Origin of the sequence: Streptacidiphilus alkalitolerans (genome assembly GCF_042511045.1) — a bacterium.
GTDB classification, from domain to species: domain Bacteria; phylum Actinomycetota; class Actinomycetes; order Streptomycetales; family Streptomycetaceae; genus Streptacidiphilus; species Streptacidiphilus alkalitolerans.
In genome coordinates, this window is the sequence record NZ_JBHEZX010000006.1 from 310328 (window position 1) to 332286 (window position 21959).

Consider the following 21959-nt stretch of genomic DNA (forward strand, 5'->3'; position numbering starts at 1 on the left):
GGCGTACCCGGCACGGCCTCCACTGAATCGCACCTGCGGTGATCAGCTCAATGATGGGTCAGCATATGCCAGGCATTATTCCATCCACGGCTTGCATCCGCTGCCAGATCCGGTCCCGGGTCAGCGGCAGCCGGGTGAAGCGCAGCCCGGTGGCGTCGCGCAGCGCGTTGGCCAGGGCCGGGGCGACCGGGTTGAAGGGGCTCTCGCTCATCGACTTGGCCCCGAGCGGGCCGATCGTATCGGCCGTCTCCATGAAGTGGACCTCGGTGCGCGGCACATCCGCGAAGGCCGGCAGGTGGTAGCGGCGGAAGGCGGCGGTCTCCACCGCGCCCCGCTCGTCGATCAGCACCTGCTCCCACAGCGTGGCGCCCAGGGCCTGGGCGATGCCGCCCTCGACCTGGCCCCGGCACTGCATCGGGTTCATCACCTTCCCGGCGTCGGCGGCGTGGACGCTGCGCAGGATCCGCAGCTCACCGCTGCCGGGGTCGACCGCGATCCGGAACCACTGGGCGTTGAAGGCCACCGAGCGCGGGGTGCCGCCCCAGTGGCCGGCCGCCGCGACCTCGCGTCCCGCGGCCAGCATCGCCCGGTGCAGGTCCTTGAGCGCCAGCCGCTGTCCGCCGCAGACCACGGCGTCCGGCTCCAGCCGGCAGTCGGCCGCCGCCGTGCCGGTCTGCTCGGCGGCGAAGTCCAGCAGCAGCCCGGCCAGCGCGGTCCCGGCCCGGAGCACGGCCTTGCCGGCGACCACGGTGCCGGTGGAGCCGAAGGCCCCGGTGTCGTGGCGGACAACATCGGTGTCGGACTGGCGGACGGTGATCCGCTCGGCGGTCGTGCCCAGGGCTCCGGAGGCGATCTGCTTGTGCACGGTGGTGGTGCCGTTGCCGAACTCGGCGGTGCCCACGGCCAGGTCGTAGCCGCCGTCCGGCAGCAGGGTCACCGTGGCGTCGGCGAAGTGGCCGCCGGGCGGACCGGTGGCGATCATCGACATCGCCATGCCCTCGCCGAGCAGCCAGCCCGGCGGGACCTGACCCTCCGTCACCGGCTCCGCCGCCGCGCCCCGGACCACCTCCAGGCACTGGTCCAGGCCGTAGCTGGCGATGTGCAGGTCCTCCTCGGCGCCGTCGGCGGTCATCATCGGCTCGCCGGGGCCGATGATGTTGCGGACCCGCAGCTCCACCGGGTCCATGCCGATCCGCCGGGCCAGCTCGTCCAGCACCTGCTCCATGGCGAAGACCACCTGGCCCAGCCCGTAGCCGCGGAACGCCCCGGCCGGAACGGTGTTGGTGTAGACGGCGTAGCCGTCCACCTTCTTGTTGGGGCAGCGGTAGACCGACACCGACTCGCCGCAGCCGTGGAACAGCACGGCGGGCCCGTGGTTGCCGTAGGCGCCGGTGTCGGAGACGATCCGCAGCTGGATCGCGGTCAGTGTGCCGTCGCGGCGCGCCCCCACCTTGGCCCGGACGGTGAAGGGGTGCCGGGTGGTGGCCGAGGTGAACTGCTCGGCCCTGGTGTACTCCAGCTTGACCGGACGGCCCGTACGCAGCGCGGCCAGCACCACCACGTCCTCGACCAGCATCTCCTGCTTTCCGCCGAAGCCGCCGCCGACCCGTCCGGCCAGCACCCTGACCCGGTCCTCGGACAGGTCGAACAGGGCGCACAGGGCGCGCCTGGTCAGGAACGGGGTCTGCGTGCTGGAGCGGACGACCAGCCTGCCGTCCTCCTCGAACCAGGCCACCGCGCCATGGGTCTCCAGGCTGGCGTGCTGCACCCGCTGGGTCCGGAACTCCTCCTGGTAGACCACGTCGGCCTCGGCGAAGCCGTCCTCGACGCTGCCGGTCTCGCCGTGCACCTCGCCGACCACGTTGTCGCCCGGCCGGGCGATCCTGGCCCCGGCGGCGTCCTTGGGGTGGATCACCGGGGCGCCCGGGGCCATCGCCTGCTCCGGGTCCAGCACGAAGGGCAGCAGTTCGTAGTCGACGGCGATCCGGCGGCAGCCCTCCTCGGCGGCGCCCTCGCTCTCGGCGACCACGGCGGCGACCCGCTGGCCGACGAAGCGCACGGTGTCGTCCAGCACCCGGGTGTCGTCCGGGTCCTCGGTGGGGTGCTCGTGCCGGGCGGTGGAGAACAGCCGCTCGGGGGCGTCGTGGTGGGTCAGCACGGCGACCACGCCGGGGACCCGCAGCGCCTCGGCGGTGTCGATCGAGCGGATCCGGGCGTGCGGATGCGGCGAGCGCAGCAGCTTGAGGTGCAGCAGGCCCTCCACGGCGAGGTCGAAGGTGTAGCGGGCGGTCCCGGTGACCACCTGCGGCCCGGCCGGGGCGGGCAGGTGGCGGCCCACCGCCTCGCCGGGCGCCGGCTCCTCCACCTGGCACACGCCGCGGACCGCGTCCTCGATGGCGCGGTAGCCGGTGCAGCGGCAGAGGTTGCCCTTGAAGGCGCGCGGCAGGTCGGCCAGCAGCTCGTCGTCCAGGGCGGCCGTGGTCATCAGGTAGCCGGCCGTGCAGAAGCCGCACTGGAAGCCCTGGGCGTCCAGGAACTTCCGCTGCACCGGGTGCAGTTCGCCCTCTCCGGCCAGGCCCTCCACGGTGGTGACGGTCCGTCCGTCGGCCCGGAACGCCGGGTAGAGGCAGCTGTGCACCGGCTCCCCGTCCACATGGACGGTGCAGGCGCCGCAGTCGCCCGCGTCGCAGCCCTTCTTGACCCCGAACCAGCCGCGTTCGCGCAGATAGGTGCGCAGGCACTGGCCCGGACGGGCCGGCTCGGCGGTCTCCTCGCCGTTGACGGTCACCCGCACGGGGCACTCCTCTCCTGGTCGTCCCGATCCCGCGCTTCCCTGTCCTGCAGTTCCCGGCGGATCTCCTCGGCCAGACGGAGCGTCATATGGCGGCGCCAGTCCGGGAGTCCGTGGATGTCGTCGAACCAGCTGCCGTCCGGCACGGCCGACCCCAGCGCCCGGCGCAACTCGCCCGCCCCGGGCGGCAATGGGAACCACAGCAGCACCGGACGCACCGTGGAGGCGGTGACCGTGAGCGTCAACGAGCCGTCCACCGGGTCGAGTCGGCCGATCAGCAGGGCGGCCGAGCGGCCGTGCCGGTGCAGCGAGGCCCGCCGGAAGGCGGTACGGCCGCGCAGCGCGGCGTCGGGCAGGGTGACCGAGCGCAGCAACTCGCCCTCGCCGAGCGCGTTCTGCCCCGCTCCTGTCACCAACTCGGCGACCGGCAGCCGACGTTCGCCGCCGTCCAGGGCGCGCAGCAGGCAGACGCCGTCGAGGGCGGCGGTGAGCGAGATCATCGGCCCGGCGGGCAGCGCGTTGCAGAGGTTGCCGCCGACGGTGGCCATGTTCCAGATCTTGAAGGAGGCCAGGAAGGAGCGGCAGCACTGGGTGACCAGCTGCTGGTTGACCGCCCACGCACCGGGCAGGACGAACCGCGAGAGCTGGGCGACAGTACAGGTCGCGGCGATCTCCAGCCCCTCGGGGCGGACGGTGAGCGGCGGCCAGCCGGCCCCGGACAGGTCGCGCAGCCGGCGCAGGTGCGGCTGCGGCTCCGAGAACAGGTACGTGCCCCCGCCGAGCCAGGCGTCGCCGGGACGCCAGGGCTCCGCCCAGTGCACCGGACCGGACTCGGTGATCGTGTGCAGGTCCATTCCCGTTCCGCCCCTTCCGACGTCCTCGGGCCGATTGAAGCAGCGGTGTGTTACAGGCGACGACTGGTCGGGAACACCAGCCGCGACCTGCTGGCCTGGTGGATCCACCAAGAGGCATGTACGTCGTTTTCACTCGCATCTACGATGACAGGACGTATCTTTCCCTCGCTTCTGCGGCAGGACCTCGTGATACGGAACGACCGGGTACGGAGAGCGGTACATGATCGTCGGAGACCTGCTGCGACTGGAGGACCTGCCCCTCGGACTGGCCTGGGGAACGGCCGACCTGCTGGAGCGGCCGGTGACCGGGGTGACCTCCACCGACCTGCAGGACCCGGCCCGCTACCTCCAGCCGGGCGAGCTGGTGCTGAGCGGCCTGGTCTGGTGGAAGCCGGAGTCGGGGGCGGCGCTGAGGTTCGCCACCTCGCTGAGCAGCGCCCGGGTGGCCGCGCTGCTCGCCGGGGAGGGCACCCACGGCCAGGTGCCGCCGAGCCTGGTCGAGGCCTGCCGGATCCACCGGATACCGCTGATCTCGATCCCGGCGGGCACCAGTTTCCGTACCGTCACCGACCGGATCTACCTGCGGCTGTGGGGCGGCCTGGACAGCGGTGCCGCACCGGCCGGGGCGCTGCCGGAGTCGGCCAGGCAGGAGCTGGCCGCGATGGTGGAGACAGGGGCGCCGCAGAACCTGGTGCTGGCCCGGGCCGTGGCCCGGCTGGGCCTGCCGCACTGCGCGGTGCTCTCGGTGGCGGGCCGGGTCATCGCCGCCTCCGACCCCGCCTCCGACGCCACCGCGCCGGCCACCGCCGCCGGCCCTGGTGTCCCGGTCGGGGCGCCCGGCGCCTCGCCCTTCGACGGCTGGTACCTGCACACGGCCGGACCCACCGCCCAGGCCCGGTCCCTCGCCGAGCTGCTGGCCCCGGCGGCCCTCGGCGCCCGTTCCCGCGACAGCGAACTGCGCAGCTCGGCGGCCGGGCTCTTCGACCTGCTCGCCGCCTCCGGAACCGCCGACCGGGGCGACTTCTCGCATGCGCTCGACCGCTGCGCCCTGCCCTCCGACACGCCGCTGACCACGGTCGCCGCGCGGATCGACCGGGCGCCCACCGCCTGGGCCGTGGACGCGCTCGGCGAACTCCTGCGGCTGGCCGGGGCCCGCTTCACCGCCGGGACCGACGAGCGCGGGGAGGCCGCCGCGGTGCTGGCGGGACCGGCCGGGGAGCTGCGCCCGCTGCTGCCCCGGCTGCAGGCCCTGCTGGGGCCCGGGCACGTGCTCCGGATCGGGGTGGGGCCGGTGGCCGACCCGGCCGTCCCGGCGCTGCGCGACTCGCTCGTCGGCGCCCGCTACGCACTGGCCTCGGCCGATCCCTACGCGGACGCGGCCGGCCTGGACTCGCTGGCCGCGCTGCTGGCCGGCATCCCGGCCCAGGTCACCGCCGCGTACCGGGACCGGCTGCTGGGGCAGTTGCTGGCCAACGACCGGGGCGGCAGCGTCTCACTGGTCGACACCCTGGCCGTGTTCCTGGACCACGACGGCTCCTGGGCCCGCACCGCGGAGGCGCTGCACGTCCATGTGAACACGGTCCACTACCGGGTGCGCCGGATCGAGGAGCTCACCGGCCGCAGCCTGGCCCGGCTCGCCGACCGGACCGATCTGCGGGCCGCCCTGCTCTGCCCCGCCCGGGAGGACGGGCCGTTCCGGTCGAAATAGGCTGGTACTACGCCGTTCACGACACCGCCGTCCCCCGGCGGCGCGGAGAGCAGCCGAATCAGGGCCTCCCCCCGTGGTCAAAGCATGGGCCGCCGGGTAGAGGAGCGCTAGGGTCTGGATCTCAGGATCGGAATGATGGGGGGCGGCCACCGATGGTGCCGGACGAGGCCGTGATCGGCTGTACCGGGGTGCTGCTTGTGCGCACCCTCGGCAGCATCGGTCCGGGCGAGGTGCTGGTACGTGTCAGGGGTGGCACCGAGACCTTCCTCGCCTGGTCCCCGGAGCCCCTCGCGAAGGGGACTCCCGTGCTCGTGATCGAATCACGGGGCAGCCGCCAGGTGGATGTCGTCGCCTGGGCCGAGCCCGTGGATCCATTGGACGCGTTGACCGGGGATCCCGGCGACGCAGGTTGAGGAGATGTGAAGGATGTTCGGTTACCGGGTTCCCGCCCCCGACGAGGCCATGCTGATCTCAGGTGGCAGGCGTGGCATGGGTGACGCGCCGTTCCGGGTGGTGACCGGCCACGGCGCGTTCGTGCTCCCGGTGTTCCGGAAGACCCGCTTCCTGACCCTGGCGCTGTGCGAGGCGGAGGTCGCCGAGACCTGTGTCACCAAGCAGGGCATCGCGCTGACCGTGCGCGCCGTGATCGCGTTCAAGGTCGGCAACGACAAGGAGAGCATCGTCAACGCCGGGCAGCGGTTCCTGTCCGACCAGGACCAGATGTCCATCCTGACCGGCCGGATCTTCGCGGGCCACCTCCGCTCCATCATCGGCTCGATGACGGTCGAGGAGATCGTCACCGAGCGGCAGAAGCTGGCCTCCGAGGTGCTGGCGACCTCCAAGACCGAGATGGCCACGATCGGCCTCAGCGTCGACTCGCTGCAGATCCAGTCCATCGACGACGGCGACACCGGCTACATCGCGGCGATGTCCGCCCCGCACAAGGCCGCGATCCAGCGGCAGGCCCAGATCGCCCAGGCGAACGCCACCCAGCAGGCGGTCGAGGCGCAGCAGGTGGCCGAGCGGAACCAGGCCGAGTACGCCCGGCAGACCGCGGTGGTCCGGGCGCAGTACTCGGCCGAGATCGAGAAGGCGCAGGCTGAGGCCGCCCAGGCCGGGCCGCTGGCCCAGGCCCACGCGCAGCAGGAGGTGCTGCTGGCGCAGACCGAGCTGGCCCAGCGCGCGTCCGAGCTGCGGCAGCAGCAGCTGGTGGCGGAGATCGTGCGCCCGGCCGAGGCCGAGGCCGAGCGGATCCGGGTGCTGGCCACCGCCGAGGCGAACCGGATGAAGATCCAGGCCGAGGCGGCGGCGTCGTACGACCGGGTGGCGCTGGACCGGATGCTGATCGACCAGCTGCCGCAGATCGTCAAGGAGGCCGCGGCCGGCCTGCAGGGCGCCAACGTCAACGTCCTGAACGGCGCGGACGGCCTCGGCGAGATCGCGGCCGGACTGGTCGGCCAGGGCCTGACCATCCTGGACTCGGTCCGGCAGAACCTGGGCTCGCCGCAGGCGCGTTCGGCGGAGAAGCGGAAGAACAGCAGCAACGGCGACGGCCCGGTCGAGATCGAGCCGTAGCCCTGCCGAAGCCCTGCCAACTGCCGTGCGCGGCAGGCTGATCCCGGTGGCCCCAGGGCTGCCGGGATCACTGCTGTCCGGCTCCGGCGGCGTCCCGCGGTCACGGGCGGGGGCCCTGTCCTGCTCATGCAGAGCGGCCTCTAGGATCCTGCTGAGAACGATCGTGGGCATACCGCGACCGGCACGACTGAGGGTGGGGCATGGGGCACAGCAGGAAGTCCGCACGACGGAGTGCCGTCGGGTTGCGAACCCGGGTTCTGGTCACCGCGGGGGTCGTCCTCGTGGCCGCCACCGGGGTCGCGGTGGCGGTGAACCACGGTTCGGGCTCCGGCGCGGCCGGGGGGCCGGGCACGAGCGCCGACAGCGCGACCGGGCCGATACGGACCTCGGTCGCCTCGCTGGCACTCACCGGCGGCACCGGCACCGACCGGGTGCTGACCGGCCGCTCCACCAAGCCCTTCAGCTCGGTCGGGGTGACCTGGACCGACGCCCACGCCACGCTCAGGGGCACGGTGGAGGTGCGGACCCGCTCCTCCGCCACCGGCAGTTGGGGCGACTGGATACCGCTGGAGCAGGACGACACCCCCGACGCCTCCGAGGTGGACCGTCCCGGGGTGCGCGGCGGAACCTCCCCGCACTGGGTCGGGCCGTCCGACGGCGTGCAGGCCAGGGTCCGCGCCGCGAAGGGCGTGACCGCGCTGCCGGCCGGGCTGAGCGTCGCCCTGGTCGACCCGGGCACCGCCCGCAGCAGCGCCGACGCGCAGCCGGCCGGCTTCGCCATGGACGCCGACCCCACCGACTCCAGCAGCGCCGACCCGGGCGACAGCACCGCCCCCGCGGACCCCGCGTCCGCAGACCCGACGCCGACCGACACCGGCACCACCCCCACCGACCCGGGCACCCCGTCGGCGACCGCCACCGCTCCCGACACCGGCTCGCCCTCGCCGACCACCCCCGCCGCCGCCCCGACCACCACCGCGCCGGCCAGCCCGACACCCAGCGCCACCCCCTGGCCCAGCCAGCTCCCCTCGCTGGCCGCGGCCTACCCGACCGGGAAGGGCTGCACGGCCGTCCCGGCCGCCCAGCAGAGCGCGCCCAGTCCGCTGCCCCCGGCGACCAGCTCCACGATCCCGACGCCAACCGTCGTCAGCCGGGCCGGCTGGGGCGCGGACGAGTGCATCCGCGAGAACGGCTACCCGGACTACGGCAGCGCGGTGAAGGTGGTCTTCGTGCACCACACCGACGACTCCAACAGCTACAGCTGCAGCACCTCCGCCGCCATGGTCCGCTCCGTCTACGCCTACCACGTGCAGAGCGAGGGCTGGCGCGACATCGGCTACAACTACCTGGTCGACAAGTGCGGCACCATCTTCGAGGGCCGCTTCGGCGGCGGCGCGCTGCCGGTGACCGGGGCGCAGACGCTGGGCTTCAACACCAACAGCATGGGCATCGCCGCGATCGGCACCTACACCGACCTGACCGGCGGTGACTCCAAGTCCAGCGGCAACAAGGGCGCGACGCCGACCAAGGCGATGCTGGGCGCGATCGCCGACCTGGCCGCCTGGAAGCTCGGCATGTCCGGCATCAACCCCTCCACCGGCACCGGTCAGCTGGTCGAGGGCGTCGCCCCCGCCGCCGGCGGCAAGTTCCCGCTCAACGCCAAGGAGACCTTCAAGGCGATCTCCGGCCACCGCGACGGCTTCGCCACCGACTGCCCCGGCAACCAGCTCTACACCGCGCTGGCCACCATCCGCGGCTACGCCGTGGGCCCGGTCACCGGCCTCACCGTGACCAGCCTCAACGGCGGCGCGGCCAAGTCCGGCACCCGCTACCTGACCCGGGGCGCGGCCACGGTCAACTGGACCACCGCGACCCCCGGCCAGGTCATCTCCGGCTTCGACGTGCTGGTGGACGGCGTGGTCAAGGCCCACACCAACGGCCTCGGCACGCACGCGGCGATCACCGTCGGGGCGGGCAGCCACACCGTCACCGTGGTCGCCACCCACATCACCGGGAGCAGGGCCACCTCCACGCCGGTCACCCTGGTCAGCGACACCACCGCCCCGCGCTTCAGCACCGCGCCCTCGCTGGCCCTGCGCACCGGCGCCGTCAGCACCACGGCGGTCCCGGTCACGCTGAGCTGGAAGGCCACCGACACCGGCGCCCTGGCCTCGGTCCAGGCCACCGCCCCCAGCGCCGCGACCTTCGGACCGACCACGACCGGCTGGAACACCAACGCCACGCCCGGCCGTGCCGACCTGTTCACGCTGCGCGCCACCGACGTGGCCGGCAACTCCGCCTACGCCTCGGTGACCCGTACGCCGAGCCTGGTCCAGGAGACCTCGGCCAAGCGCACCGGCAGCTGGACCAAGCGCACCAGCAGCAGCTACCTCGGCGGCGCCTCGTACAGCGCGAGCGCCAAGAACGCGTCGATCAGCTGGACCTTCACCGGGCGCTCGGTGTCCTGGATCGTCTCCCGCGCCTCGACCTCGGGACAGGCGTACGTCTACGTGGACGGGGTGAAGGCGGCCCTGATCGACCTGAGGTCCTCGTCCACGCTCTACCGGCAGGCGGTCTGGGCCAAGAGCTGGAGCACTTCCGGCAAGCACACCCTGAAGATCGTGGTCGTCGGCACCGCCAAGCGCCCCACGGTCACCACCGACGGCATCGCCGTCCTGGGGTGACGACGGGGTGACCGGGCGCTGACGGACCGGCAGAGGGCTTGACCAGGAAGGCTGTTGCACGGCTGTGACGGGGGACACATCGTTCCCGGACATCCGGGTGACAGCCTTCTCGGTATCGCGCCAGTGCCGTGTGCCGGGGCGCCCATGCCGCTGGGGGAAACCGTGTCCTCTCGTTCTCGCACCGCCGCCGCCATCGCTCTCACCATCGCCGTCACCGCGGGATCGGCCACGGTGCTGACCGGCTGCGCCTCCACCGTCAAGGTCGGCGCCGGCGCCCCCGCCGCGGGTGTGCCCGGCAGCGGCGCCACCGGCTCGCCCACCGCCGCGCCGTCGGCGTCGGCCTCGGCGTCAGCCCCCGGCGCGCCGTCAGGACCCGCCGCACCGGTCCTCAACGGCACCGCGAAGAACGGACTGACCATCAGCAACGGCACCAGCCGAGTGCTGATGAACGGCACCTCGGTCGACTTCGGCACCGTGGTCAGGGACCTCGCCTGGAACGCCGGCGGCACCAGGGCCGCGTTCATCGACGGCAACGGCAACCTCGACACCGCCAACCCGGACGGCAGCGGCCGGGTCCTGGTCGCCCGCGCGCCCAGCGGCGAGAACTGGTCGCACCCGACCTGGCAGACCATCAAGGCCAACAGCCAGTACGGGTCCCCGGCCAGTACCTCCTTGATCTTCGCCGCGTCGAAGAACGGGGTGCTGCAGGTGAAGCGGGTGTCCGCGACCCCCGACGGCAAGGCCCCGCAGCTGACCGACACCGGCACCGACTACGACGGTCCCGGGCTGCCGCACGCCGGCAACGCCTGGCCCAGCAGCAGCGGCAAGCTCGGGACGACCGTCTACGCCAACGCCGGCACCGGGGACATCTACGTGCTCGACGAGAACGTCCGCGAGCAGGTCGCCGAGGTGGCCCCCGGCTCCGAGCCGGCCCTCTCCCCGGACGGGGAGACCGTCGCCTTCGTCCGCTCCGTCGCCGGGCACGACCACCTCTTCACCGAGCCGCTGCAGAGCCCCGAGCGGGTCGCCAAGGACCTCACCCCGACCGCCACCACCGACTACACCGAGCCGGCCTGGTCGCCGGACGGCAGGACCATCGCCGCCCGCGTCCCGAACGGCGTCGCCACCCTCCCGTCCGACGGCTCCGCGGCCCCGACCCGGATCTCCTCCACCGCCGGCCTCCCGGCCTACCGCGGCTAGGGGCAGGGCCGGAGGTCTACGGCCTTTCTGCCAGCACCGGAGCCAGCAGCGCGTCGAGCTGCTGCTCCGTCAGCGGGGTCCTGGCCCAGGCGGCGACCCTGCCCTGACGGTCGACCACCGCCGTCAGCGGCATCGACTCGCTGTCGTCCGCGTAGGGCCGGAACTCCTGCCACAGGCCGCCGGTGGGGTCGTAGAGGCTGGGGAAGCCCAGGCCGTGGTCCGCCGCGAACTGCTTGGCCGCCCCGACCGTGCCGTCCCGGGTGTCGACGCCGAGGAACTGCACGCCCCCGGCCCGGGGCCCGCTGCGGACCGCCTCCACGGCCGCCGCGTCGGCGCGGCAGGGGACGCACCAGGAACCCCAGAAGGTCAGCAGCACCACCTTGCCCCGGTACTGGGCCAGGCTGAGGCTCTTGCCGTCCAGGTCCTGGCCCGCGAGCTCCGGCGCGGACTGCCGTCCGACCGTCGACACCTCCACGATCAGGGGCGTCACCAGGCTCGGGGTGTCCGCCACCGCGGCCGGCCCGGAGGTCCGGGGGCCTGGCGGCGCCAGCGCGACCACCCCGACCGCCACCGCCGCCACGGCCGCCGCGCACACCGCCGAACCCAGCGCCCGGTGCGCCCGGCGCCGCCGGCGGGCCCGGGCGATCAGCCCGGCCGCGGGCGGACCCGGCGGCGGCCGGACCCCGGAGACCGCCGCGGCCAGCAGCTGATGGACGTCCTCATGGTCCTGGCCGTGCTCGCCGTAGCCGTGCTCGCCGTCGTTCATGCTTCCTCGCTCTGCAGCTGGTGGATCCCGTGGGGCAGGGCGGCCCGCAGCGCGGCGATTCCGCGTGAGGCATGGCTGCGCACGGTGCCGGGGCGCATGCCCAGCAGGTCGGCCGTGGCCTCGGCGCTGAGGTCCTCCCAGAACCGCAGCACCAGCACCGTCCGCTGCTTCACCGGCAGGCGGCCGAGCGCGGCCTGCACCGCCAGGCCCGCGTCCAGGTCCACCGCCGGGGCGGAGGACTCCGGGAGCTCGCCGAACGGCCGCTCGCGCCACCACATCCGGCGCCGGGACGCGATGAAGACGTTCACCAGGGTCCGCCGGGCGTAGGCGTCGACATTGTCGATCCGCTCCAGCCGACGCCAGGCCAGCACCACCTTGAGCAGCGTCGTCTGGACCAGGTCGTCGGCCTCGTCGCGGTTGCCGCAGAGCAGGAACGCGCTGCGGAACAGCTGTTCGCGCCGCCCGTCGATGAAATCCTCCAGGGCACCGTCGTCCTGCCCCATGCGCACCTCTTCCCCTCGGCCGTCCGGCTGGACGGCCTCCACCCGTATCAGTGCGACGGGAGCGGCGAAGTGTTGCAGTGCGGAGGCTCGCAGCAGGGAGCGGCGGTCATCCCCGGGCGCGTCCGGCCAGTTCGGCCCGCAGCTCCGGGAGGTGCGAGTCGGAGAGCTCGTGCGGCAGGAACTCGACCACGTCGAGGAAGCGGAACAGCACCTGGGAACCGGTGACCGCGAACTCGTAGTCGCCGAAGCCGACCACCGCGCCCGTCCCGCCGCGGACCGCGCCGCGGACCACATGGGCGGTGAGGTCGTCCGGCTGCGCCGCGGACATCCCGCGCCGGGCGTTGGGACGGGCCAGGTAGGGGCAGACCATCGAGGCGTAGAGCATGCAGGCCCGGTGGCCGGGCCCCTCCAGGGTCGGCGCCATGTTCCGGTACGGACGCCCCGCCGCCAGCGCCTCGGCGATGGCCGCGCTCTCGGTCCCGCCGACCACCCGCCAGACCGGCCCGCGCGGCATCAGGGTGTTGCAGACCGAGCAGAGCCGCTGCTCCGCGCACGCGGCGCTCTGGTCGTAGCCGGTGAGGGCGAACTGCGGTTCGCCGCCCTCCCAGGGAGTGATCGCGGGCACGGGGTAGCCACGGCTGTCACGCGGCCTGGCCTCGACGGCGGGCGGCATGGGAACGGAGTCAAAGCGCACAGCCCATGCCTACCAGCCCGCACTCCCCGCCCACCACCCCCCACCGGCGGGTCTGCCCGGCTGGGGCGGGCCTACGGGGTCGGCCGGGCCGGGCTCTGGAGCCAGCCCGCGCTGCGCCAGTTCTGTTTGCGCCGCTGCCGCGCCAGCACCTCGGGGGCCTGACCGGCCTCCGGCGCAGCCGGGTGCGCGGCCAGCGCCGCGTCCAGGTCCAGGTGGACGGGTATCCCGCTCAGCTCGGAGATCAGCGCGGAGTCCGCGCCCGAGGGGACCGCCGCCAGCTCCAGCGTCCGCTGCTGCTCGGCCAGCCGCAGCACCGCGTCCCGTACCGCGCCCTGCCCCTGCGGGGACCAGCCGTGCAGCGCCTTGAGGTCGACGATCAGCGGCCCGGTGCCACGGGCCAGCGCCCAGCCCACCGCACCGGCGAAGCGCGGCACCGACTCGGCGCCGAGGTAGCCGGACACCTGCAGCACACCCGCGCCGGCGCCGTCCTGGAAATGCCACTGAATGGTCAAGGGAGCCTCCGGCGTTGGGATGGACGTCATGGACCGAACCGTCATGCCGCTCTCCTCAGTCCCTTCGGAGCGTAACCCACGCCTGCGCCCGCCGGGTCTGCCCCTATTCTGGCCCGATGGCTCGAACCCGGCTCTACCGCAGCGGCAACCTGGAACAAGAGAACTTCCCCGCCCAGGACATATCGGACTATGTGTGCGATCCCACATGCACGGTCTGGCTCGACCTCTGCGATCCGACCCCGGAAGACTTCGAGATGATCACCGAGGAGTTCGGGCTGCACGCCCTCGCCGTCGAGGACGCCAGGCACGACCACCAGCGCCCCAAGCTGGACCGCTACCGCACGCATCTGTTCCTCAGCGCCTACGCGGTCAGCAACAACCCCGAGGGGGCGCTGCTGACCAGCGAGATCGCGGTGTTCATCACCCCGAACGCGCTGATCACCATCCGCAAGGGCGAGCACTTCGACATGCGGAAGGTGGTCGACCGCTGGGACGACTCCCCCGACCTGGCCAAGAACGGCGTCGGCTATCTGCTGCACGGCCTGCTCGACTATCTGGTGGACGGCCACTTCAACGCCGTCCAGGAGCTGGACGAGCGGATAGAGGCACTGGAGGACCTGCTGTTCGAGGAGGGCCGCGACGAGATCCAGGCGGTCCAGCGGGCCTCGTTCGAGCTGCGCAAGAACCTGGTCCAGCTGCGCCGGGTGGTGCTGCCGATGCGCGAGGTGGTGAACACCCTGCTGCGGCGCGACCTGCATGTCGTCAACGAGCCGATGATGCCCTACTACCAGGACGTCTACGACCATGTGCTGCGCGCCACCGAGTGGACCGAGTCGCTGCGGGACATGGTCACCTCGGTGATGGAGACCAATCTGACCATCCAGGGCAACCGGATGAACCTGATCATGAAGAAGGTCACCAGCTGGGCCTCGATCATCGCCGTCCCGACCGCGGTCACCGGCTTCTACGGCCAGAACGTCCCCTACCCGGGCTTCGGCACGCACGCCGGCTTCTACGAGTCGACGGCCGTGGTGCTGATCCTGTCGGTCGTGCTCTACCTCAGCTTCAAGCGCAAGGACTGGATCTGAGCGGGGCAGCTCACCCCTTGAAGGTCTAGACCAATACCGGCGGCGCGGCTACGGTGGCTCCCACACACCCAGCCGCCTCACCCCTGCCGGAGCACCCCGTGGAGTCGTCCGTCCTCGCCTTCGCCACCGATCTGATCGACGAGGGCGCCGACCACTTCTTCGGCAACCTCACCGACCGGGCCGGGGTCGGCGGGCTCACCCTCGCCTCGGTCTACCACGAGGCGCGGGACGTCTTCCCGCACAACCCCCGCCGGGTGGTCTCCTACCTCGAGCCCGGCGCCGCCTACTTCCGGCCCGACCCGGCCCGCTGGGCCGACCAGCGGCTGCGCCCGGTCCCGTCCGGCGCCATCGGCGCGGACGACCCCTTCCGCACCGCCGCCGAGGAGGCCCGGCGGCGCGGGATGAAGCTGCACGCCTGGACGGTGTTCCTGCACAACGACAGGCTCGGCTTCCAGTACCCCGACTGCGCCCCGGCCAACGCCTTCGGCGACCGCGCCAGGACCGAGCTCTGCCCGGCCAACCCGGAGGTCCGCCAGTACGTGCTGACCCTGGTCGCCGAGCACGCCCGCTACGGGGTGGACGCGATCAGGGCCGAGTCGCTGCACTTCCACGGGCTGCGGCACGGCTACCACCACGAGCGCTACTTCGAGCAGCTCGGGCCGGTCGCCGAGGCGCTGCTCGGGCTGTGCTTCTGCGAGCACTGCCGGTCCGCCGCGATCCGCCTCGGCGTCCCCGCCGACGAGGTGCAGCGGGCCGTCCGGGCGGAGATCCGCCGCTGCCTCGACTCCGAGCAGGCCGCCGCCGAGGCCACCCCGCTGGACCGGATCGCCGACGGCGCCCTCGCCGCGTACGTGGACGCCTCCGCCGCCACCGTCGGCTCGCTGGCGGCCGAGGCCGCCGGGGCCGCCGAGCAGCTCGGCATGCGGCTGACCTTCATGGACGCCGACGGCCCCGGCAAGGGCTGGCTCTCCGGCGTCGACCTGCCGGCGCTGGCCAAGACGGTCCACCGGATCGAGACCCTGGGCTACGCGGCGACACCGGAGCAGGTCCGCGAGAAGGTCGCCGCCTTCGCCCTGTACGGGGTCGACCCGTCCGCGCTGGCCGTGATCCTGCGGCCGATGTCGCAGGACTGCGACGGCCCGGAGAACCTCGCCGCGAAGCTCCGGGTGCTGGACGAACTGGGAGTGCCCGAGGTCGAGTTCTACAACTACGGACTGATGCGGCTGAGCTCCATGGACCGGATCGGCGCGGCCCTGGCAGCACTGTGAGCGAGCGTCCGGGCGGTGCCCCGCAGTGCGGCGAACACTCTTCCGGGTGACCAGGACGGAAAGAACCTTTCCCGGACACGCGACAAACCCCCTGGTGACAGACCCCGTTCAAGCGGGGCCGGATCACGGACTGTCATCCTTGCTGCGACGCACCCCCGCGGACGGGTAGTCTCTGCGTGTGATCTTCAAGCGCATCGGCAACGGGCGGCCCTACCCGGATCACGGCCGGGTCAGTACCCGCCAGTGGGCGGACGTGGCCCCACGTCCGGTACGCCTCGACCAGCTCGTGACCACCAAGGGGCAGCTCGACCTGGAGACCCTCCTCGCCGAGGACTCCACCTTCTACGGCGACCTCTTCGCGCATGTCGTGAAGTGGCAGGGGGACCTCTACCTCGAGGACGGCCTGCACCGCGCCGTACGCGCCGCGCTGCAACAGCGTCAGGTGCTGCACGCCCGCGTGCTGGAGATGGACTGATCGGCCTATCGTGCATCCTTTCGGGTGCCCCGATAGCCCAGATGATGATCCTTTAGTACGCACAGTGGCGCCCCAGCACTAGTCTGGTGACAGTCAAGCAGTTGCTGTCCGACCAGCACTGAAAGCCCGGCGCACAAGGGGGCAACCCGCGGTGAGCATGCTGACTCCCCCTGGCCTCAAGGGAAAGCAGTACCGAGTCACCGGCACGGCGTATCCACGTCTGGCCCGACCCAACCACAGACGCCGCCTCATCCTGCTCGCCATCACCGGTGTGACGGTGCTCGCGGTGCTGGGCTGGGGCACCTCCCAGCTGCTGGACGTCTTCGGCGGCAAGAAGAGCACCGCCGCGGCGGGCTGCGGCACCAAGGTGGCCGCGCACGGCGACAGCGTGCCCTCGGGCGCGGCGTCCGCCTCCCCGTCCGCCGGCTCCTCCGCTGCCGCGGGGACCAAGGCGGGGGCCGGGGCTGGTGCCAGTGCCGGCGCCGGAGCGGCCCTGGCGGTCGTCCCCAAGCCGACCGGCATCACGGTCAACGTCTACAACGCCACCGACCGGGCCGGGTTGGCCGGCCAGACCGCCGCCGAGCTCAAGAAGCGCGGCTTCACCATCGGCAAGATCGGCAACGCGCCGACCGCGCTGCAGCACAAGGTGCTGGGGACCGCCCAGGTCACCGGCAACAGCGCCGCCGCCAAGCTGATGACCGTGGTCGGGACCGAGGTCACCGGCGCCAAGCCGGTCACCGACCTGCGCAAGGACACCACCGTGGACCTGATCCTCGGCAACGGCTTCACCACCCTCGCCACCCCGGCCCAGGCCGCCCAGGCCCTCGCCCTCGCCACCCGCCCCACCGCCACCCCCAGCCCGGCCCACTGCTAGCCCTCGGGGACGGGGTGGGGCCGAGGCCGAGGCAGGGGCGGGGCCGGGGTTCCGCAACCAGCGGTAGCACGGCCGCGCCAGGCCGGACGGGCGGCCCCCGGCTACACCTACGGTGCCGACCGCACCGACGCTGACTACCGGGTTGATGCGGCCCGGGCGCACGCGCCCACCGGCAAGCCCCAGCCGCGTGCCGACGTCCGTCCGGCCCACCGGCCCCGGTCGGTCGCAGCCGCCAGGTCGGCGGCGAGGCCCTGGCCGGCCGCAGGCGTCCTGTTCAGCGCCAGTGGGCAGTTGGTCGGTCGCCTGTCGGCGCCGGCCGCCGGGCCCGGGCCGCCGGGCCGACTACCGGCCCGCCCGTCCCCGCCCGTCCCTGCCCACCTCGGGTCAGCCGCCAGGCCGCCCCCGGACGGGCCACCCCTCCCCGGAGGGGTCACTCCCCGGCGGTGCCGTACAGCCGGTCGCCCGCGTCACCCAGACCCGGGACGATGTAGCCCTGCTCGTTGAGGTGGTCGTCCACCGCGGCGGTCACCACGGTCACCGGCAGTCCGGCCAGCTCCTTCTCCAGCACCGCCACCCCCTCCGGCGCCGCCAGCAGGCAGATCGCCGTCACATCGTCCGCGCCGCGCCCGATCAGCAGCCGGATCGCCGCGACCAGCGTCCCGCCGGTCGCCAGCATCGGGTCCAGGACGTAGACCTGACGGCCCGAGAGGTCGTCCGGCATCCGGGTGGCGTAGGTGGACGCCTCAAGCGTCTCCTCGTTGCGGACCATGCCGAGGAAGCCGACCTCGGCGGTCGGCAGCAGCCGGGTCATCCCGTCCAGCATGCCGAGCCCGGCCCGCAGGATCGGGACGACCAGCGGCCGGGGGTAGCTCAGCCGGGTGCCGGTGGTGACCGCGACCGGGGTGGTGATCTCCACCGACTCGGTCCTGACGTCCCGGGTGGCCTCGTACGCCAGCAGGGTCACCAGCTCGTCCGCGAGGCGGCGGAAGGTCGGTGAGTCGGTGCGCTCGTCGCGCAGCGTGGTGAGCTTGTGCGCCACCAGGGGGTGGTCCAGGACATGAATCCGCATACCGAGACATTATCCGAGGGCGGAGGGCCGCACGATGTTGCAGGTCGGCAACGTTTTGACAGGCTCATGTTAAAACGGTGTCAGGCTGATTTCAGTGGGAAGGTGAGGAGGTAAGAACACCCCGAGACCCGAGGGGCAGACCGGCATGTCCGAACAGTCGAACGACGACGTGGAGACCAGAGCAGAGACGCCCGCAGAGCGCCGCCGCCGCCGCGCGGCCTTCCTCCGCGAACTCGACGAGGCCAAGGAACTGCAGGCCAGAGTCCATCCCCGACGCACCAAGAACGAGCGGATGCGACAGGCCCTGCGGATGCGCACCTTCCGCATCTGACGCCATCTGACGCCCCGTCCGTGACCGCTCCACGGCTCTTCTCCGGGCCGCCACCCCCCTTTTGCGACACGACCAGCGAAGACGCGGGCCGGAACACTCCCCGGAGCGGCCTGCTTTCTGTCACGATGCCGATGGGGCGTTCGCATGGACCCCTGGACTCCGGGCCCGCTCAGAGCCCGGTCCTGTGGCCAAGACCTGGGAGAGTCGCTGGTGGCGTACTTCGCTGCATTGCTCGCTCGCACCGAGGACGGGTGGGACGTGAGCGAGACCGAGCTTGATGACGTCGAAACCCTTGCTGACCTTGCTGACCTGGCGCGCGAGGCCGCGGAGGACGAGGAGACCGTCCTGGTCTTCATCGAGCAGGAGGACTCCTGGTTCGCCGTGGTCCGCGTGGACGGCGAGGAGGACCCTCGGATCTTCGTGTCCGACGCCGCCGCCGCCTCGCGCAGCGCCTACGGCGAGATCGTCCTCACTGACGAACTCGTCGGCCGCGGCGCCGGGGACGACGACCTCGACGACCTGGTCGTCGAACTGGACGAGGACGCCGAGGCCCTGGACGCCGACACGGACGAGGACGACGAGGACGAGGAAGCCGTGGTCGACCCCGACGGCCTCCCGAACGGTCCCCTCGGCGACGCCGGACTGCTGATCGAGTTCGGCGTCGGCGCCAAGGAACTGATGGACATGAGCGTCGAGGGTTCCGTCCCCGGCGACGCCCTCAGCGAGATCGCCGATGCCCTGGGCTGCGGCGACGTCCTGGAGGCCGTCCGCTAACCGGCCGACCGGCCGCAGGGTCGCCCGACCGCAGAGCCGCAGGCCGACCGCTGGGCCGCAGGCCCGGGCGACCGCAGAGCCGCGCGACGGTCTGTCGCCAGGACAACCGCAAGACCGAAGCCCGCCCACCGAAGGTGACCCGCAGCCCGGGACGCCACCGCCGGGCGGGCTTCCGTCTTGCGGTCGGTGCCGTCAGCCGACCGCCACTGGGACGACCTCGTACCCGGGCGCCACCCACCGCCGGCCACCCGCAGGCCCGGTCCCGCACGCACGCGGGACAACCTCACCCCCCCCAGCCGGAAACCCTGCCCGGAGGGCCGGTGCCGCAGACTGGTGCCATGCAGCGCGCCACTCCCCGCACCGACCCCGCTACCGGCCCCGGACCCCACCCCGAGGCCACCCCCGGCCCTCGCCCCGCCTCCACCCCCGGCCCCCGGCCCGACCCGGTCCGGGCCCCCTGGGTCCCGGCCATGCGCCTGGCCCTGGCCGAGTCCGCCCTCGCGCTCCCCACCGGCGACGTCCCGGTCGGCGCGATCGTGCTGGCCCCGTCGGGAGACGTCCTCGGCCGCGGCCACAACGAACGCGAAGCGGTCGGCGACCCGACGGCGCACGCCGAGATCCTCGCCATCCGCGAGGCAGCCCGCGCAGTCGGGGAGTGGCGCCTCACCGACTGCACCCTGGTGGTCACCCTGGAGCCCTGCACCATGTGCGCGGGCGCCATCGTCCTCAGCCGCCTGGCCCGCGTCGTCTACGGCGCCCTGGACGACAAGGCCGGCGCGGCCGGCTCCCTCTGGGACGTCATCCGCGACCGCCGCCTGAACCACCGCCCCGAGGTCGTCCCCGGCGTCCTCGCCGAGGACTGCGCCACAGCTCTGACCGCCTTCTTCGACGACCGCCGGGCCGAGAAACCCGCCCCGGAATCCGTTTAGGAGCACACCCCCACGTCCGGTAGGCTGTCCCACGGTAGCGTGTCCGAGCGGCCAAAGGAGCACGCCTCGAAAGCGTGTGTGGGGGCAACTTCACCGTGGGTTCGAATCCCACCGCTACCGCTCTGAGCAGCAAAAACGTGAGGCCCCGACCAGCGATGGTCGGGGCCTCACGCGTTCTGGCCTCAGGAGACAGTCTCGGTCAGTCGGCTGTGGTGTAGAGGTCGTCGAGCCCGATCAGCTCGACCTCGCCCCGGACTGCGCGTTCGAGCAGGTCTGCGGTGAAGCCTGCACCGGAGAAGCAGGCCAAACGGGTCGCGGAGGTGTCGAACTTGCCGTTCCCCGCGAGCAGTTCGCGGATGCGGAGCAGGCGTTCCAGGTGCCCCAGGCCCATGACGTCGTTCCACTTGGCCTCGCCGATGGCCAGCAGCGGGGGGCGGCCACCGTCCGTGTGGCCGAGCACCGCAACGTCGACCTGGCACGTGGTCTTGTTCGCCGGGTCGTTGACGGTTCCCGATGCGACCTGGGCGGGCCAGTCGCCGAAGCGGTCACCGGCGTTGTACAGCGTCCACTCGCGGCACACCCTCTCGAAGTGGGGCCCGAGGATGCTTCCAGCGAACCGCCCCTGACTGCGTTCCCAGATCCGGTCCGCCCCGGTCCCCCGCAACAACTGGGACCAGTACGGCCGCATGACGGCATGGTAGAAGGCGAGGAGCGGCTCGTTGATCCGGAAGTCGGTGCGGTTGGCCCGGAAGGCATCCTGCTCCCGAAGCACCAGCCCGGAGTCCTCCAGCACAGTGAGCGGGTGGGCGAGCTCATTGCTCTTCCGCCCCACATGCCCGGCGATGCCGCCCCGGCCGGTGTTCCCCTCGGCGATCGCAGCGAGCACCGAGTGGTACAGCGCCCCGTCCCGCAGATCCGGCTCCTCGGCGAGCATGTACCGGGCCTCCAGGAACATCGGACTGCCCGGTGACAGGATCGCGCGGGACACCCAGGTGTCGAAATCTGCCAGATCGACTGGGGCGTCGTACCGGATCATCTCGGTGCGGTAGGCAGGCGTTCCGCCGACCACAGCGTGCACCAGCAGAGCCAAGCGGGGTTCGGTGATGCCCCAGAAGCGGGCCGCGGCGAGGTGGTCGAGGGTGTGGACAGTCAGGTCCAGTGAGGCCCGGCCGCGAAGCGGCGCATCGCCGGACAGCAGTCCGCCCATAAAGGACATCGCCGAACCGCACAGCAGCAGTCTGGTGCGGGACTCCATCCGCTCGGCACGGCGCGGCGCGTAGGCGGCCTGGATCATCGAGGGCAGGGCCGGCGAGGCACGCGCCAGGTACGGGAACTCGTCGATCACCACGGGCACCGACCGCTCCCGGCCGATCCGCAGCAGAATATCGAGGACCGCGGGCCAGTCCCTCGGTTCGATGGGTGCGACCGGGTCCAGGTACCGCGTCAGCGCGGCACCGATCAGCGCCAGCGATTCGGCCTCTGTCGCTTCCTGCGCCGAGAAGTAGAACCCCTCAGCCTGCTGGCAGACCGCCTCCAGCAGAAAGCTCTTCCCCTGCCTGCGCCGCCCCGAGACGACACCCAGGGTGGCACCCGGCCGCTGGTCCTCCACGAAGCCGACCAGTTGGGCCCACTCCCGGTCCCGGTCGAACATGTCTGCAGGCTTGAGCACCAGAGCCGCCACTTGAGAGAAGTACAGTTATCAGAACTATAACCCTCTTCCATGGCGAGCAGACCCAGTGACAGCCCGTAGGGTTCCGCCGTGTTGCGCCTCGAGATATCCGACCTGATCACCGTTACCGCCCCCGCACCGGCGAGCGTCTCCCGGTCGATGTCCTCGGCCCGCTGTTCCGTGCGATCCGCACGA

Annotated in this window: 20 protein-coding genes and 1 tRNA gene; 13 read left to right on the forward strand and 8 right to left on the reverse strand. The window is 72.5% G+C overall.

The window, feature by feature from the left end:
- Positions 1-58: 58 nt before the first annotated feature.
- Positions 59-2794 carry a molybdopterin-dependent oxidoreductase gene (locus ACEZDG_RS16480; protein WP_380509358.1) on the reverse strand — a complete coding sequence of 912 codons (2736 nt, stop codon included), beginning with the start codon at positions 2792-2794 and terminating at the stop codon, positions 59-61.
- Positions 2785-3645, reverse strand: coding sequence for an FAD binding domain-containing protein (locus tag ACEZDG_RS16485; protein ID WP_380509361.1), 861 nt, complete (start codon positions 3643-3645; stop codon positions 2785-2787). Before ACEZDG_RS16485 ends, ACEZDG_RS16480 begins: the two co-directional genes overlap by 10 nt.
- 220 nt (positions 3646-3865) lie before the next feature.
- Here ACEZDG_RS16485 and ACEZDG_RS16490 point away from each other — a divergent pair, with 220 nt between their 5' ends.
- From ACEZDG_RS16490 to ACEZDG_RS16510, 5 genes are all read left to right on the forward strand, one after another.
- Entirely contained in the window at positions 3866-5353 is a 1488-nt protein-coding gene (locus tag ACEZDG_RS16490; RefSeq protein WP_380509364.1) for a PucR family transcriptional regulator, read from the forward strand.
- Between the two features lie 152 nt (positions 5354-5505).
- Entirely contained in the window at positions 5506-5766 is a 261-nt protein-coding gene (locus ACEZDG_RS16495) for a hypothetical protein (RefSeq protein ID WP_380509367.1), read from the forward strand.
- A 13-nt stretch (positions 5767-5779) separates the two neighbouring features.
- Positions 5780-6928 (forward strand): flotillin family protein, encoded by a 1149-nt coding sequence (locus tag ACEZDG_RS16500; protein ID WP_380509370.1) that lies wholly within the window; start codon positions 5780-5782, stop codon positions 6926-6928.
- 242 nt (positions 6929-7170) lie between these two features.
- Positions 7171-9612: an N-acetylmuramoyl-L-alanine amidase gene (locus tag ACEZDG_RS16505; RefSeq protein WP_380509373.1), complete on the forward strand. Its 2442-nt coding sequence runs from the start codon at positions 7171-7173 to the stop codon at positions 9610-9612.
- Positions 9613-9774: 162 nt separating this feature from the next.
- Positions 9775-10812, forward strand: coding sequence for a TolB family protein (locus ACEZDG_RS16510; protein WP_380509376.1), 1038 nt, complete (start codon positions 9775-9777; stop codon positions 10810-10812).
- A gap of 16 nt (positions 10813-10828) precedes the next feature.
- On the opposite strand, the gene ACEZDG_RS16515 is transcribed toward ACEZDG_RS16510, so the two are convergent.
- The 4 genes from ACEZDG_RS16515 to ACEZDG_RS16530 form a co-directional block, all read right to left on the reverse strand.
- Positions 10829-11578, reverse strand: coding sequence for a TlpA family protein disulfide reductase (locus tag ACEZDG_RS16515; protein ID WP_380509379.1), 750 nt, complete (start codon positions 11576-11578; stop codon positions 10829-10831).
- Positions 11575-12081 (reverse strand): SigE family RNA polymerase sigma factor, encoded by a 507-nt coding sequence (locus ACEZDG_RS16520; protein WP_380509381.1) that lies wholly within the window; start codon positions 12079-12081, stop codon positions 11575-11577. Before ACEZDG_RS16520 ends, ACEZDG_RS16515 begins: the two co-directional genes overlap by 4 nt.
- Before the next feature lie 106 nt (positions 12082-12187).
- Positions 12188-12754, reverse strand: a complete 567-nt coding sequence (locus ACEZDG_RS16525) for a hypothetical protein (protein WP_380509384.1) — start codon at positions 12752-12754, stop codon at positions 12188-12190.
- A gap of 92 nt (positions 12755-12846) precedes the next feature.
- Positions 12847-13287: an STAS domain-containing protein gene (locus ACEZDG_RS16530; RefSeq protein WP_380509387.1), complete on the reverse strand. Its 441-nt coding sequence runs from the start codon at positions 13285-13287 to the stop codon at positions 12847-12849.
- A 116-nt stretch (positions 13288-13403) separates the two neighbouring features.
- On the opposite strand from ACEZDG_RS16530, the gene ACEZDG_RS16535 reads away from it, so the two are divergent.
- The 4 genes from ACEZDG_RS16535 (at position 13404) to ACEZDG_RS16550 (ending at position 16992) form a co-directional block, all read left to right on the forward strand.
- Positions 13404-14375 (forward strand): magnesium transporter CorA family protein, encoded by a 972-nt coding sequence (locus ACEZDG_RS16535; RefSeq protein WP_380509390.1) that lies wholly within the window; start codon positions 13404-13406, stop codon positions 14373-14375.
- A gap of 98 nt (positions 14376-14473) precedes the next feature.
- Entirely contained in the window at positions 14474-15643 is a 1170-nt protein-coding gene (locus tag ACEZDG_RS16540; protein ID WP_380509393.1) for a hypothetical protein, read from the forward strand.
- Between the two features lie 178 nt (positions 15644-15821).
- A complete protein-coding gene (locus tag ACEZDG_RS16545) occupies positions 15822-16118 on the forward strand; it encodes a type II toxin-antitoxin system VapB family antitoxin (protein ID WP_030253738.1) in 297 nt (98 codons plus the stop codon).
- A gap of 157 nt (positions 16119-16275) precedes the next feature.
- A complete protein-coding gene (locus ACEZDG_RS16550) occupies positions 16276-16992 on the forward strand; it encodes a LytR C-terminal domain-containing protein (RefSeq protein WP_380509824.1) in 717 nt (238 codons plus the stop codon).
- Between the two features lie 430 nt (positions 16993-17422).
- On the opposite strand, the gene upp is transcribed toward ACEZDG_RS16550, so the two are convergent.
- Complete coding sequence (upp, locus tag ACEZDG_RS16555) at positions 17423-18061, reverse strand: uracil phosphoribosyltransferase (protein ID WP_380509397.1); 639 nt, start codon at positions 18059-18061, stop codon at positions 17423-17425.
- A gap of 145 nt (positions 18062-18206) precedes the next feature.
- Between upp and ACEZDG_RS16560 the strand changes: the two genes are divergently transcribed.
- The 4 genes from ACEZDG_RS16560 (at position 18207) to ACEZDG_RS16575 (ending at position 20215) form a co-directional block, all read left to right on the forward strand.
- On the forward strand, positions 18207-18392 hold the full coding sequence (locus ACEZDG_RS16560) for a hypothetical protein (protein ID WP_380509400.1): 186 nt from the start codon (positions 18207-18209) through the stop codon (positions 18390-18392).
- Positions 18393-18602: 210 nt separating this feature from the next.
- Positions 18603-19166, forward strand: a complete 564-nt coding sequence (locus tag ACEZDG_RS16565; protein WP_380509403.1) for a tRNA adenosine deaminase-associated protein — start codon at positions 18603-18605, stop codon at positions 19164-19166.
- Positions 19167-19504: 338 nt separating this feature from the next.
- On the forward strand, positions 19505-20095 hold the full coding sequence (tadA, locus tag ACEZDG_RS16570; protein WP_380509406.1) for a tRNA adenosine(34) deaminase TadA: 591 nt from the start codon (positions 19505-19507) through the stop codon (positions 20093-20095).
- A gap of 33 nt (positions 20096-20128) precedes the next feature.
- Positions 20129-20215: transfer RNA gene (locus ACEZDG_RS16575), tRNA-Ser, on the forward strand.
- A 79-nt stretch (positions 20216-20294) separates the two neighbouring features.
- Here ACEZDG_RS16575 and ACEZDG_RS16580 read toward each other — a convergent pair.
- Entirely contained in the window at positions 20295-21746 is a 1452-nt protein-coding gene (locus ACEZDG_RS16580) for an AAA family ATPase (protein WP_380509409.1), read from the reverse strand.
- Positions 21747-21959: the final 213 nt, after the last annotated feature.